This window comes from Kitasatospora humi, from assembly GCF_020907985.1.
In the GTDB taxonomy this organism is placed as follows: Bacteria; Actinomycetota; Actinomycetes; order Streptomycetales; family Streptomycetaceae; genus Kitasatospora; species Kitasatospora humi.
Map to the genome: position 1 here is coordinate 42,176 of NZ_JAJJPA010000022.1, position 12,899 is coordinate 55,074.

Genomic DNA, 12,899 nt, shown 5'->3' on the forward strand with positions numbered 1-12,899 from the left:
TCCCGCCTCCCCTGACGGGGCCGTGACACGGCGGTGACGGGGCAGTCGAGTTGTCACGGTTCGGTTTCTACCGCCGACCCTCGACTGATGTCCAGTCAGATCGTCGCCCTATCGTGGTGGTCCTGATCAACTGGTATTCACAGCAAGGGAGTCCGCTCGTGTCCGAGCCGCCATCCGCCCCGCCGGTGCCGCCTGGACCGCCATCCGCCTCGCCGGTGCCGCCTGGACCGCCACCCGCCCCGCCGGCGACGGCGGCGCCGGTCCCGTTGCTGCGCAGGCCGCTCGTCGCCGGCGTTGCCGGGCTGCTGGTGGGCGCGGTGCTCGTCGGCGTGCCGATGGCGCTGCTCGGTGGCGCCGGCGGCCCGGACTTCGGGGGCGGTGGCGGCGGCAGTGCCCTCCAGGCCCCCGGGGCCATCGCAGACCTGAGGCCGATGGCCGAGGTGCGGCGCGCGATGCCCGGGGCGAGCGCCCAGCAGACCGACCAGCTCACGGCCCAGGACCGCAAGAGCGGTCAGAACCTCTCCGCCGCGTACTCCGGCGCGCCGGCCGTGGTGCAGAGCTACTCGGACTCGGACATGGGCAACATCGTGGTCCTCGACGCCGTCCGGGCCGAGTCCCCGGAGCCGTACGTGCAGTTCGAGGACACGGCGATGCTGCAGGAGGCGCGCCCCGTCAACCAGTTGCTGAAGGTCGGGCCGGTGAGCTGCGTGCTCTTCAACGACTTCACCGCGGCCGGGCAGACGCCCGGGCCGGAGGCGACCCATGTGACGTACTGCCAGCGGACCGGGCCGGGGCTCACCGTCATCATCCGCCCGGGCGCCGGCGACCTGTCGCACGACCCGGGCAAGGTGGCAGCCCTGGTGGAGAGCGCCTGGTCGGCGCTCTCCTGAGGAGGACCGCCGGGGGCGGGCGGCCCGCTCGGGGACCGGGAGGCGGCCTGCTCGTGGCAGCGGGCCGCCTCCCGGGTCAGGCGGTGGCGATCGCCGGGTCGCTGGTGCTCGGCCCGCCGGTCTCGATGTGGCCGGCCAGGCGGCGCAGGTAGCTCGGGTCCCGGTCCGAGGTGACCGTCAGGTCGTACCAGCCGTTGCTGCCGTTCGGGTGGACGTTGTGCGTCAGCTGGGCGCCCGGACGCAGCTGGTGGGAGACCGGGTGATCGTTGCCGTAGCCGTCGGTGATGGTCAGGCGCACCGGGGTGCTGCCCTCGTTGGTCAGCACCAGCTGGAGCTGGCCGTTGTGACCGCGGTGACGGGCCGTGAGCTCGGGGCCGGCCGTGCCCGTGGTGCCCTTGAACTCGCGCAGGAAGCCGTTGGGGCCGTGCACGGTGAGGGCGTAGCCGCCGGCGGCCGGCCGCCATTCACCGGACAGCGACCGGCCCGCTTCCACGGTGTAGTTCCACGGGCCGTCGCCCTCGGTCGACGAAGTGACCAGGAAGTGCGCGCCGGCCGTGCCGTGGTTGGTGAAGTCGAGTCGCACCCGGCCGTCCGCCCCGGCCGTGCCGTCGGCGGCCAGGTCGTAGGGGAGCGGACGGGCGACGCGCAGCCCCGGCTCCTGCTTGGGCAGCCTGGGATCGGCCGGCGGGGTCGGCACGTAGCTGGCGTGGCGGTCCCGGTCCGGCGGCAGGTAGCCGGCGGTGTCCGGCAGCCCCGGCACCTTCGCGTCGCTGTGGCTGAAGTCGAAGGCCGAGGTCAGGTCACCGCAGACCGCCCGCCGCCACGGCGAGATGTTGGGCTCGTGCACACCGAAGCGCTGCTCGATGAACTGGATGATCGAGGTGTGGTCGAAGGTCTGCGAGCAGACCGCGCCGCCCTTGCTCCACGGCGAGACCACGAACATCGGCACCCGCTGGCCGAGGCCGTACGGGCCGGCCGGCGAGGAGTCGCCCGCCGCCGGGGTGAAGTGCTCGCCCGTGGTGGTCACGGTGGAGCTGCCCTCGGCCGCCGAAGCCGCCGGGTAGGGCGGCAGCACGTGGTCGAAGAAGCCGTCGTTCTCGTCGTAGGTGATCAGCAGTGCGGTGCGGCTCCACACCTCGGGGTCGGCGGTCAGCGCGTCCAGCACCTGGGAGATGTACCAGGCGCCGTAGTTGACCGGCCAGTTGGGGTGCTCGGTGAAGGCCTCGGGGGCCACGATCCAGGAGACCTGTGGCAGCTCGCCACCCACCACATCGGCCTTCAGCTGGTCGAAGAAGCCGTCGCCGGCCTTGGCGTTGGTGCCGGTGCGGGCCTTGTCGTAGAGCGGGTCGCCGGGCTTGGCGTTGCGGTACTGGTCGAAGTACAGCAGCGAGTTGTCGCCGTAGTTGCCCCGGTAGGCGTCCTCTATCCAGCCCCAGCCGTGGTCGCCGTCCAGGCCGTCGCCGATGTCCTGGTAGATCTTCCAGGAGACGCCGGCCTGCTCCAGGCGCTCCGGGTAGGTGGTCCAGGAGTAGCCGGCCTCGGCGTTGCTGATCACCGGGCCGCCGCCCTTGCCGTCGTTGCCGACGTAGCCGGTCCACATGTAGTAGCGGTTGGGGTCGGTGGGGCCGAGCAGCGAGCAGTGGTAGGCGTCGCAGATGGTGAAGGCGTCGGCCAGCGCGTAGTGGAACGGGATGTCGTTCCGGGTCAGGTAAGCCATGGAGGTGGCCGACTTCGCGGGCACCCACTGGTCGTACTTGCCGTGGTTCAGGGCCTGGTGGGTGCTGCTCCAGTCGTGCGGCAGATCCTCCAGGAACTGCAGGCCCATGTTGTCCGCGGTCGGGTGGAACGGCAGCACGTCCTTGCTGCCGTCCGACTGGTACCAGACCGGCTTGCCGTTCGGCAGCGTCACCGGGCGCGGGTCGCCGAAGCCGCGAACCCCGCGCATGGTGCCGAAATAGTGATCGAAGGAACGATTCTCCTGCATCAGCACGACGATGTGCTCGACGTCCTTCAGGGTGCCGGTCCGGCGAGCGGCCGGGATCTCCGCGGCGCGCGCGATGCTGGTCGACAGCGCGGAGAAGGCGGCGGCCCCTCCCGCCAGCTGGATGAATCGACGGCGATTGAGGGTGCTCATGGCAGGCAGTTCTCCTGTGGTTCTCCGGGGGCGTGCGGAGACAGTCTGCTCATCTGCTCGAGAACGCGGTAGCGGATCGAGTGGAAATGCGGGGCGAACACTGTGCCAATCTATGGTGTTTCAGGCCCCATGAGCGGTCGACGCGCGGTATGACGCCGTGTCAACCGCTGTCCGGATGACACGGCGCCAGAGCGGCCACGGGTGGCCCGGCACTCACCCGTGGTCGCCGACCCCCGGCCCGCGGGCCCGCCGGTGCAGCCGCAGGGCGACGGCCGTCACGGCGAGCAGTGTCGCCTCGACGGCGAGGCCGGCCAGACCGAGCGGCTCGGTCCAGTTGCCCCGGTCGTCGGTGTAGGCGGGCAGGCCGGGCCCGCGCGAGAGCAGGTAGCCGATCAGCGGACCGGCCGCGATGCCGCCCGCCAGCAGCCAGGGGAGCGCCGACCGGGCGAGCGGGCGTGCCGCGTACCCGACGAGCACCGCCGCGGCCAGCACCCCGCCGACCTCCAGCAGGTAGTAGCCGATGCCGACGTAGCGCGGGCTCTTGCTGCCGGGGAAGCCGCCTTGGTCCTGGACGTGGATCCACACCACCGCCAGGCACAGCAGGGCGGCCGGCAGCGCGATCAGTGGGTGGGGGCGGGGGAGCGCGCGGGGTCGCTCCCGGCGAACGATGAGGACGGAAGGCATGGAAATGCCTCCTGACAGGGTGGGATGGTGGGGCGTCGGGAGGTGGCAGCTCGTCCAGCACGTCGATGGTCGTCTGCTGGGTCAGTCGTTGCCAGGCGTCTGCTGGATCGTCTGCCCGGAGGTACGCGGCGCGGCGCGGAGCGGTTCAACGCCGGCCGGGCTCCCTCGCCCCGGACGCCGCGACGAGCCGGTGGTGCCCCTGCCAGGACCTGCCGGTGGCGCCCCTGCGCGGACAAGCCGGTGGCGCCCTGCCCGAACAAGCGCGCCTGCCCGACATGCGGTGACGCCTGCCCGGACCTGCCGGTGGCGCCCAGGACCGGCGGACGTGTTCGCGCCGCTCCGCCCCCGGGACATGCCGGTGGCCCGGCAGCGCGGGTGCGCTGCCGGGCCACCGAAGGTGGGTCAGAGGCAGAGGAGCGTGCTGACGGTGCTGTTGCCGCAGTTGACGACGCTCAGGGTGCTGCTCATCTCGTTGGCGTCGGTCTCCTCGGCCGGGGTCTCCAGGGCCTGCAGCTCCAGGATCTCCATGGTGGTGCTCCTTTCGGGGATGGGTGTGGTGCTCCCGGCCTGTCGCCGGGCGTCGGTGGGGGCACGTCGGGCGTGCCCGGGAGGGAGGTCAGTGCGCTCGCGGCGGTCCGGTGAGCGGCAGGCCGTCGGTGCCGGCGAGAGCGGCGCCCAGGGCCAGCAGCACGCCCGCCGAGCCGGTGGCCAGGTCCGTCGACAGCCTCAGCAACTGTTCGCCGGGAAAGGCGAGTTCGGACCGGTAGGGGACAAGGTGCAGGGTCAGTGCACGGCGGTGGCGCTCCAGCAGGCCGTCCAGGGCGAGCTCGGGGTGGCGGCGGCGCTGCTCCGCCAGGTAGAGGATCAGCCCGGCCCGGCCGTTGAACAGGTTGGGCTGGATGACGAACTCGGGCTCGGCGGAGCGCCGGATCGGGTCGGCGGAGGCCGCCAGGGGCGAGTCGGGCCGGTGGACCAGGAACTCCTCCAGCGCCAGGCCGATTCCGGTGCCGCCCTTCTCCAGGTAGGGCAGCAGCCGGGACTTGTCCCGCACTTGAAGAGTGCCGTCCGGGGCGGTCGTGCAGCGTGCGAGGTCGCGGTCGAGGGCGCGCTCCGCGCAGTCCAGCAGCTTCTCCTCCCCGCTCCGCTCGAACAGTCGCAGCAGCGCCAGGGCCTGTCCACTGCCGCCGCGCAGCAACCCGATCGAGGCGGTCGGACTCGGTTCGCCCTTCTCCTGGCGCTCGGCCAGCAGACCGCCGGCACGCCTGGCGACGTCGAGCAGTTCGGGCCGGTCCCAGGAGAAGTGCAGCAGGGTCAGTACGGTGCCCGCCAGCCCGGTCGCCAAGTCCTCGCCCTGTTCCTCGAGCGGCAGTTCGGTCAGCTGGTCGATGAGCTGCCGGGCGGTGTGCTGCTCGCCCAGCAGAGCCAGCACCACGGCCACACCGTGGCTCCCGGTCCACAGCCCCGGGCGCGGGGCGCGGCGCCGTTCGGCTTCCACCAGCCAACGCACGTGGTCGGGTTCGACCGGCGCCCCGGTGGCGTGCAGCGCGTACAGCACGCCGGCCGCGCCGTAGGCCAGGCCGAGGGCGTCCACCGAGAACTGGGCGATGTCACCCGGGAACAGCCGGTCCTCCCGTTCCGGAGTGGCGGCGGCCAGGATGCCCCGGGCCAGCGAGTCGCGCAGGGCGGGCCAGTTGGCGGCCGGAGCCGACAACAGGGCGGCGAGCCGGGATCGTTCGGCCTCCGAGGCGGCCGCCGTGGTCCGGGCGCCGGAGCGGGGTGCCAGCTCGCGGCGCACCCGGTCGGCGAATCCGGCCGGAAGGGCGAACCGCTTCGCGGCGGCGTCGGCCAGATCGCCCGCCTTGCCCGGATCGAGGGCCAGCAACTGCTGCAGCGGCAGGAAGAACCAGAGCCGCAGGGCGGCCAGTGCCCGCAGGTCGACCTCGAAGCCGGTCAGGCCGGGCACCGCGAAGCCCGCCGCGCCGAGTGCCGGCGGCACGAACTCGCCTATGGGGCTGGCGAGTTCGAAGTCGATGAAGGTGATCTCGCCGTCCGGGCGGACCATGATGTTGTGCGGGTGCAGGTCACCGAAGACCACCCCGCGCCGGTGCAGGGCGGCGACCGCGGCCTCGATCCGGTCCAGCAGCGCGAGCGCGTCGGCGGCGTAGTCGGCCACCTCCGACTCGCTCGGGTCCGGATGGATCAGCGGGTAGTGGTGGGCCAGCCAGGCGTTGAGGGTCTCGCCCTCGACGTACTCCTGGGCCAGGAACTCGTGCTCCCAGGCGGTGAACTGTCCGATCAACTCCGGCACTTGTGCCACGCCGGCGAGCAGGCGGAGCATCTCGGCCTCGTGCCGCAGCCGGGTCGGCGCATCGGCGCCGCGCTGGTCCAGCCCGGCGTGCGGGCGGCCCTCCTTCAGCACCACCTGCCGACCGGACTCCGGCTCGCGGGCCAGGTAGATGCCGCCCGCATTGGAGAAGTGCAGGGCCCGTTCCACCTGGTAGGGCAGCTTGTCCGCGCCGCCGCGGGCCGCCTTCCGCTCGGCCAGCGCCTCGCGCAGCACTTCCGGTACCGGCGCCCAGTCGGGCACCTCGAAGACGGGCGCCCGCACGTCGGGGACCAGGGTGCCCTCCGGGTCGGTGAACGCCAGCTGCGGGACACCGTCGGCGTCGCGCAGCCAGCGCTCCGTGAAGGCGCCGTACCGCAGGTACAACGGTCCCCGGCGCCAGCGCAGATCGCTGAGGACGTACGGGCCGGGCTCGCCGTCCAGGGCCGTGCCCAGCTCACTCAGGCAGCGTGCCAACTGCTCGTCGTCGACGGGGTAGAGGGTGCAGAACTTGCCGCTGGCGGCACGGGCCGCGTACTTGGCGTTCTGCATCTGCACGACCGCCAGGCCGCGCAGGAACTTGAACGGCAGCCGCTCGCCCAGGCAGTAGTCGCGCACCGTGGCCAGCACCTGCTCGGCATTGCCGAGGGTGGCCGAGACGTGGACCTTCCAGCCCTGCTCGGGAACGCGCACACCGACGGGGTGGAGCATGACCCAGATGCCCCGCTCGCCGCGTGCCCAGCCGGTCGGTACGGGCTCGGTGCTCGCGGCGAACTCCTCCGCGGCTCCCCAGCGCACCGGGGAGTCGTAGAAGAGCGGGTCGGCGAACGAGTGCGCCTCGTACCGGGTGTCCATCCCAACCCTCCAGAGATCGCGACGACGGCACCCACGCGAAGCTGCCGGCGGCAGCCCGAGCAGAGCCCTGGCCAAAGGAAAGTGACTGAACGTCAGGAGCGCCTGGCCGACCCCGTTGCGCTGGGCCTCGGTGGCGTCACGGGGGAGAGCATGCTCTGCCGGGGCGGGAGTCGGCCAGCGGATCCGCGAGCAATGGCCGAATCTGCTTTCGGTTCGCGGACGGAGTGGAGAGCGACCGAATCCGATGACGAAGAGTGCTCGGATCATGTCGTTCCGTGCGCTACCGGCCGGGCCCGGCTGATCGGTTCTGCTAGGTCAGGGCCACCTCGGGCAGCCGGCGCCGACGCCCGGACCGGAGCGAACGGGAAAACTGAGAGGACGTCACACGAGTCCCGCCCCGGCGCAGGCGTGTCAGGCGTTGCACGTAGACGGTCGAACGGCGCTGACCGGATTTGTATCCTCCCGTTGCGGTCACATGGCGGTGGCGTGTGTTCCGCAGCGGCCCGCCGCCGCCCGCCGCCGCATGTGAACGTGGGTGTGCGGCCGCCAGCGCGGGGTGTTTGAACGGGGGCGCCCGGCGGCGACGAGCGCCCCCTCGCCAGCCTTCGCGCCCCTGTCGACCGACCCTCCGCACGCCCGCACGTTCACCGCACCCGGGCCGGCCCGTCCCCGTGTCCGCCCGGTCACCGCCACCCGCCACCACCCGGACACGACGGGACCTTTCAGATTCCCGCCGGCCGGCCAGGAGGCAACCGGACCCCGTCAGTCCCGGGTGGGTTGGTGCTCCGGTGCCCTAGCCTTTGGCCAATGACCGATACACATGCCGACGACGCCCCTGACGGGGCCTGGAGCAGGCTGATCGCAGCCACCGACGTCGATCGGCGAGCAGCCCTTTCCTGGCTCTCCGGGCTCGGTTACAACCGCTCGGCGCCTGTCGACGTGCTCCTCAGTCTGCTGGATGCCGACGAGGCCGGCTTTCTGTGGCGGGAGGACCTGCCGACCGCAGTCATGGACGCCGCAGTGGTCCACCATGCCCGCCGGGTGCGCGCTGTCGCTGCGGAATCCGGCCGCCTGTCAGCCGCGCAGTGGGACCGCCTCGTCGCCGCCACGCCGAGCCCGGGGCAGCGACGACTCTTTGCAGAGCTCGCGGAAGAACAACTGGCTGCCCGACGACCCTCCCGCGGTGGCCGTGGCGTCGGCCGTGCTCCGCACCCCGACGCCACGCCGCCCAAGACGCCGGAGGAGATCGCGGCGATGGCCGCCGAAGTACCCGACATCGACCCGGACGGCCAGACGACTGCGCTCTGGTGGATCGGCGCCCTGCACGAGGACGCGGAAGCCATGCGTCAGCTCGCGGCCTCGCCGAAACCGCTGATCCGCCGCAGCGTCGCAAGGGCCCCACGCCTGCCCACGGACGTGGTGGCCGCGCTCGCCCGCGACCAGGACCGCGTCGTGCGGCTCTTCCTCGCCGAGTCATGCGACGACGCTCCACCGGAGATGCTCCTGGAGGTGGCCGGGTGGTGGGACGGGAGCCTGTCCTTCCCCGGCCGACCGCACAACCACCCCAACTTCCCCCGCGAAGGCCTGCTGCGCTATCTGGCAGACCCGAACCCGCGCCTGCGGGCCCTCGCCCTCGACGACCCGGCCTCAACGAGCGCACTCGTCGAGCAGTTCGGCTACGACCCTGACCCGATCGTGCGCAGCGCCGCCGGCCAGGACCAGCGCCTCTCGCCAGGATCGCTGAGACGACTCGCCGCCGACACCGACCAGGGCGTGCGCCGGCGGGCCTGGCTCAACCCGTCCATACCACCGGATGCCCTGGTGACGCTGCTGCTCGATGCCCACAGCGCCGAGCACGCTGCCCGCAACCCCGTCATCCCCGCCACCGTCATGCGCCGCATGGTCGCACTCGGGAGACTCCAAAGCGCGACCGAGACCTCATGACCGCCGGGGGTGGCGCGGGTGGCACCGTGGCGGTCCCCGTTGTTGCCGGTGCCTGCGAACCGGCCAATCCCCACCTCCGCTTCGAGCTCCTTCCAGTTCGAGGGCGTCCTCGCCGGGGCCGGCCCGCGACCGGCGTTGCGCCGACGGCTACCGGCGCCCGGCCTGCAATGCTCGGCCAGTGGAAACGAGGGACACGGGGAGGATCGAGGCGTTCAGTGACGGGGTCTTCGCGATCGCGATCACCCTGCTGGTGCTGGACATCAGGATCCCGCAGGCCCACGGGGCGGCGGCCCTGTGGCGGGCGCTCGGCGCGCAGTGGCCCTCGTACTTCGCCTATGTGGTCAGCTTCCTGGTGATCGGCGTCGTCTGGGTGAACCACCACGTCCTGTTCGGCTACCTGGTCCGGGTCGACCGCACCCTGATGTTCGTCAACCTGCTGCTCCTCATGCTGGTCTCCGCGCTGCCCTTCCCGACCGCTCTCGTCGCGCAGAACCTCCGCAACGGCTCAGCCGCGAACGTCGCCGCGGCCGTGTACGGCGGGGTGATGGTCGGTCAGGCCGTGATGTTCGCGGTGTTCTGGAATTACGCGACCCGCACCGGCCACTGCTTCGACGAGCGCGTCGACGTCGCGGCGGCCCGGGCCGCCCGGTGGCGGTTCGAGGTGGGTCTGGTCGTCTATCCGTTCACCGTCGCGCTGGCGTTCCTGTCCGCCCCGGCGGCCCTGGGCGTCCAGGGCCTGCTGGCCCTCTACTACGCGTTCAACCAGCTGCGGGTGCCGACCCTCGACCAACCGGCCCGTTGAGCGGGCGCCGCGCGCAGAGGTGGGCCGAGCTGGACGGCGAGCGGCTACCGGCAGCAGCGCCTGCCGGGTGGCAAGTCGGCCCTGGCTGCCCCGGTTGGGCGACCGCCATCACCCGACCGGCCGAGTGCGGTCATGCCCGCCGCCCATCCGGACGCGGCTCCAGCCTGGCCGAAGCCGGAGGCGGGGCCCGGCGGGCCCGCCCGCGTCGGCGCACCGCGTCGCGGGAGGCGTCGCGCCCGGCACGGCGGTCTACTGGGTCAGAGAAGCCATCGAACGAGGGGAGGCCCCGGCCGTGGAACCCGGGCCCGCTGCCATCGCCCGTCCGACCGAGCTCTTCGACCGCGAGGCCGAATGGCGGGCGCTGGTCGACTTCGCGTGCGACCCACGTCCCGGACCCTCGCTCGGACTGGTGACCGGCCCCCGCCGGCAGGGCAAGTCCTTCCTGCTGCAGGCGCTGACCAGGGCAACCGGGGGTTTCTACTTCGGGGCGCAGGAGGCGGCCGAGGCGGAGACCCTGCGGCTGCTCGCCACCCGGTTCGCCGGCCATGGCGGAAAACCGCCCGACGCCGGGTGGCACAGCTGGGACGAAGCCCTCGAAGCCCTTGCGGAACTCGGCAACGACGGGCCGCTGCCGGTCGTCATCGACGGATTCCCGGAACTCGTCCGACAGAGCCCGGCCCTCCCCTCGACCGTCCAAGCCCTGTGCCGGCGCCTGTCCGGTGACAGACCGTCCAACCGCACACGGCTGCTGCTGTGCGGCAGCGCCATGCCCGTGATGAGCCGGCTGCTGGGCGCCACCTTCCACGACACCGGGTTCAGGCTGGACGTCGAGCCGCTCGACTTCCGCGCCGCCGCCCGGCTCTGGGACATCGAGGACCCGTCACTCGCCATGCGGGTCCTGGCCGTTGTCGGGCCGAGCCCGGCCTTCCGCTACGACCTGCTCGGCGACGACCGGCCGGCGCACCCCGGCGACTTCGACGCCTGGGTTTGCCGGACCGTGCTCGACCCCCGGCAGCCGCTGTACTGGAAGGCGCTGCTCCTGCTGGAGCGCGAGGCGGACCGGTCGGCCCTGGCGCTGTGCCACTCGACCGTGGCGGCCATCGCGGCCGGTCGCTCGACCCCGGGAGCGATCGCGGAGTGGCTCGCCCGCCCGGCGACCGAACTGCCCCGGGTCCTGGACCTGCTCGGTCACTGCGGCATGGTCGCCGCCGTGCCGGACGGCCTGCGGCCCGCAGTGGCCCACTACGAGATCGCGGAACCGCTGCTGGCCTTCGACCACGCGGTCATCCGGCCCAACCGGACCGCTTTGGAGCAGCGGCAGCTGCGGGAGACCTGGCAGGCCGCGCGGCCGGTCTTCGAGGAGTCCGTCGCGGCCCCGTGCTTCGCCCGGATCTGCCGCGAGTGGGCCGCACGGTTCGCGGCGGCCGACACCTTCGGCGAAGTCCCCGGTTCGGCGACCCCGGGCCGACTGGCGGGTTCGTCCGGGCACGGACCGGTCGACGTCGACGTGGTGGTCAGGGCCGAGGGCCAGGAGGGCGCCCCGGGCAGGCTGCTCTCGGTCGGCCTCGCCGACTGGGACCGGATGATGGACCTCGACCGGCTGTCAACGCTCCGCCAGGTGCGCGCCCGGCTCTCGCAGCAGGGCGAGGACGTCAGCCGGCTCAAGCTCGTCTGCTACGGCGCCGCCGGCTTCACCCCGGAGCTCACCGGGGCGGCCGCGCGGGGCGAGGTCATCCTGGTGGGCCCTCAGCGGCTCTACCACGGCGGCTGATCCGACCGGCGCGCGAAGCCGCCGGGGCGCGCCCGGCAACCCAAGAGCGGCCGGCGCCGGGAGCGCGGGCCGATCCCGGCGCACGTCACGGCGGCCCGCCGAGTAGTCGGCCCATCTTCCCGCCGGCCCTCGGCCCATCTTCCCGCCGGGCTTCGGCCCATCTTCCCGCCGGCCCATCGGCATCGGACCCCGGGCAGTCGGCGTGCGGGCCCGGCGGATCCGTTCGATGCTGCCAGGAGAGAGAGGTCCGAGCGCGCGGGCAGTTCGCCGGTGCGCGGCCGGCAGGATCCTCCCGGCCCGGACCGGAAGGGCGAGCGATGACCGACGAACAGACCCGCGAGAAGATCGTCGCCGGAGTGGACGGCTCGGAGCAGTCCCGGCGGGCACTGCGCTGGGCGATGCGGCAGGCGGAGCTGACCGGTGCGGTTCTGGAAGCCGTCATCGCCTGGGAGCCGCCGTTCTCCGGCTGGGGCGGCAACGTGCGGCCCGACGAGGAGAATGCCCTCGCAGACCAGGCCAGAAAGGTCCTGGTCGAGAGCATCGAGAAGGTGTCGGACTCCGGGCCCGCCGTGGAGGTCACGGCCCGGGTGCTCGAGGGCACTCCGGCCCAGGTGCTGCTGAAGGCCGCCGCCGACGACGGCGTGGCGCTGCTCGTGGTGGGCAGCCGCGGCCTCGGCGGCTTCACCGGAGCGCTGCTGGGCTCCGTCGGGCAGCACTGCGCCCAGCATGCCCCGTGCCCGGTCGTGATCGTGCGCGGTCCCTGATGTCGCAGGGCGTGCCCAGTCGTGATCGCGCGCGGTCACTGCTGCCGCACGGCGTGCCCGGTCGTCATCATGCGCGGTCACTGCCGTCGCACGGCGCGCACACCCAGGTTCGGTCACTGCCGGCGCCCCGGGCACTCGTAGCCCCGTCGGCGCAGCCGCACCGGCCGACCGACTCGCCGACCGACTCGCCGGCCGACCCGCCTGCCCCGCGCCCGGTTGACGGCAGTACCTGACCAGGAGGCACCCGATGGACAACGAAGCGGAGCCCGCCGGGCGGATCGTGGTCGGCGTCGACGGCTCGGCGCCGTCGACGGCCGCGCTGCGGTGGGCGGCACGGCAGGCCGCACTGACCGGCGGCGTGGTCGAAGCAGTCACGGTCTGGCAGTACCCGCCGGCCTACGGCGCGGGTCTGGCGGCCGGCGGATTCGACTTCGAGGCCAATGCGGCACAGGTCCTCACCCAGGCGATCGACGAAGCCCTCGGCACCGAGCGGTCGGCCGAGATCCGCCCCCTGGTCGCCTACGGCCACCCGGCCGACGTGCTCCTGAAAGCCGCCCGGGGCGCGGAACTGCTGGTCGTGGGCAACCGGGGCCGCGGCGGTCTCACCGGAACGCTGCTGGGCTCGGTGAGCCAGCACCTCGTGCAGCACGCCCCCTGCCCGGTCGTCGTCATCCGCGACCCCGCCGGCGCGACGTCCGGATGACCCGGCACCGCAGGGCGCGGATGTTCGCC

General features: G+C 72.9%; 10 protein-coding genes. 6 read left to right on the forward strand and 4 right to left on the reverse strand.

All coding sequences use genetic code 11. The features are described from left to right. Positions 1 to 158 precede the first annotated feature (158 nt). Complete coding sequence (locus tag LN042_RS21090) at positions 159 to 890, forward strand: hypothetical protein (RefSeq protein ID WP_230052845.1); 732 nt, start codon at positions 159 to 161, stop codon at positions 888 to 890. A 76-nt stretch (positions 891 to 966) separates the two neighbouring features. On the opposite strand, the gene LN042_RS21095 is transcribed toward LN042_RS21090, so the two are convergent. The 4 genes from LN042_RS21095 to lanKC form a co-directional block, all read right to left on the reverse strand. Then, the gene (locus LN042_RS21095) at positions 967 to 3,024 is read right to left on the reverse strand and encodes a phosphocholine-specific phospholipase C (protein WP_230052846.1); all 2,058 of its coding nucleotides are present in this window, start codon (positions 3,022 to 3,024) and stop codon (positions 967 to 969) included. 213 nt (positions 3,025 to 3,237) lie between these two features. Next, positions 3,238 to 3,708, reverse strand: a complete 471-nt coding sequence (locus LN042_RS21100; protein WP_230052847.1) for a hypothetical protein — start codon at positions 3,706 to 3,708, stop codon at positions 3,238 to 3,240. A gap of 402 nt (positions 3,709 to 4,110) precedes the next feature. Continuing rightward, positions 4,111 to 4,236 carry a SapB/AmfS family lanthipeptide gene (locus LN042_RS21105; RefSeq protein WP_230052848.1) on the reverse strand — a complete coding sequence of 42 codons (126 nt, stop codon included), beginning with the start codon at positions 4,234 to 4,236 and terminating at the stop codon, positions 4,111 to 4,113. Between the two features lie 88 nt (positions 4,237 to 4,324). Beyond that, positions 4,325 to 6,886, reverse strand: coding sequence for a class III lanthionine synthetase LanKC (gene lanKC, locus LN042_RS21110; protein WP_230052849.1), 2,562 nt, complete (start codon positions 6,884 to 6,886; stop codon positions 4,325 to 4,327). Between the two features lie 807 nt (positions 6,887 to 7,693). Between lanKC and LN042_RS21115 the strand changes: the two genes are divergently transcribed. From LN042_RS21115 to LN042_RS21135, 5 genes are all read left to right on the forward strand, one after another. Then, positions 7,694 to 8,830, forward strand: coding sequence for a hypothetical protein (locus tag LN042_RS21115; RefSeq protein WP_230052850.1), 1,137 nt, complete (start codon positions 7,694 to 7,696; stop codon positions 8,828 to 8,830). A 178-nt stretch (positions 8,831 to 9,008) separates the two neighbouring features. Then, a complete protein-coding gene (locus LN042_RS37345; protein WP_230052851.1) occupies positions 9,009 to 9,632 on the forward strand; it encodes a TMEM175 family protein in 624 nt (207 codons plus the stop codon). Positions 9,633 to 9,924: 292 nt separating this feature from the next. Further along, positions 9,925 to 11,403, forward strand: a complete 1,479-nt coding sequence (locus tag LN042_RS21125; RefSeq protein WP_230052852.1) for an AAA family ATPase — start codon at positions 9,925 to 9,927, stop codon at positions 11,401 to 11,403. Between the two features lie 317 nt (positions 11,404 to 11,720). Then, entirely contained in the window at positions 11,721 to 12,167 is a 447-nt protein-coding gene (locus tag LN042_RS21130) for a universal stress protein (protein ID WP_230052853.1), read from the forward strand. Between the two features lie 247 nt (positions 12,168 to 12,414). After that, positions 12,415 to 12,870, forward strand: a complete 456-nt coding sequence (locus LN042_RS21135; RefSeq protein ID WP_230052854.1) for a universal stress protein — start codon at positions 12,415 to 12,417, stop codon at positions 12,868 to 12,870. Positions 12,871 to 12,899 lie beyond the last annotated feature (29 nt).

Excerpts from the sequence above, each read along its gene's own strand:
- LN042_RS21105 (WP_230052848.1), bottom strand. The coding sequence starts at position 4,236 with ATGGAGATCCTGGAGCTGCAGGCCCTGGAGACCCCGGCCGAGGAGACC.
- LN042_RS21100 (WP_230052847.1), bottom strand. The coding sequence starts at position 3,708 with ATGCCTTCCGTCCTCATCGTTCGCCGGGAGCGACCCCGCGCGCTCCCC.
- LN042_RS21115 (WP_230052850.1), top strand. The coding sequence starts at position 7,694 with ATGACCGATACACATGCCGACGACGCCCCTGACGGGGCCTGGAGCAGG.
- LN042_RS21095 (WP_230052846.1), bottom strand. The coding sequence starts at position 3,024 with ATGAGCACCCTCAATCGCCGTCGATTCATCCAGCTGGCGGGAGGGGCC.
- LN042_RS21135 (WP_230052854.1), top strand. The coding sequence starts at position 12,415 with ATGGACAACGAAGCGGAGCCCGCCGGGCGGATCGTGGTCGGCGTCGAC.
- LN042_RS21130 (WP_230052853.1), top strand. The coding sequence starts at position 11,721 with ATGACCGACGAACAGACCCGCGAGAAGATCGTCGCCGGAGTGGACGGC.
- lanKC (WP_230052849.1), bottom strand. The coding sequence starts at position 6,886 with ATGGACACCCGGTACGAGGCGCACTCGTTCGCCGACCCGCTCTTCTAC.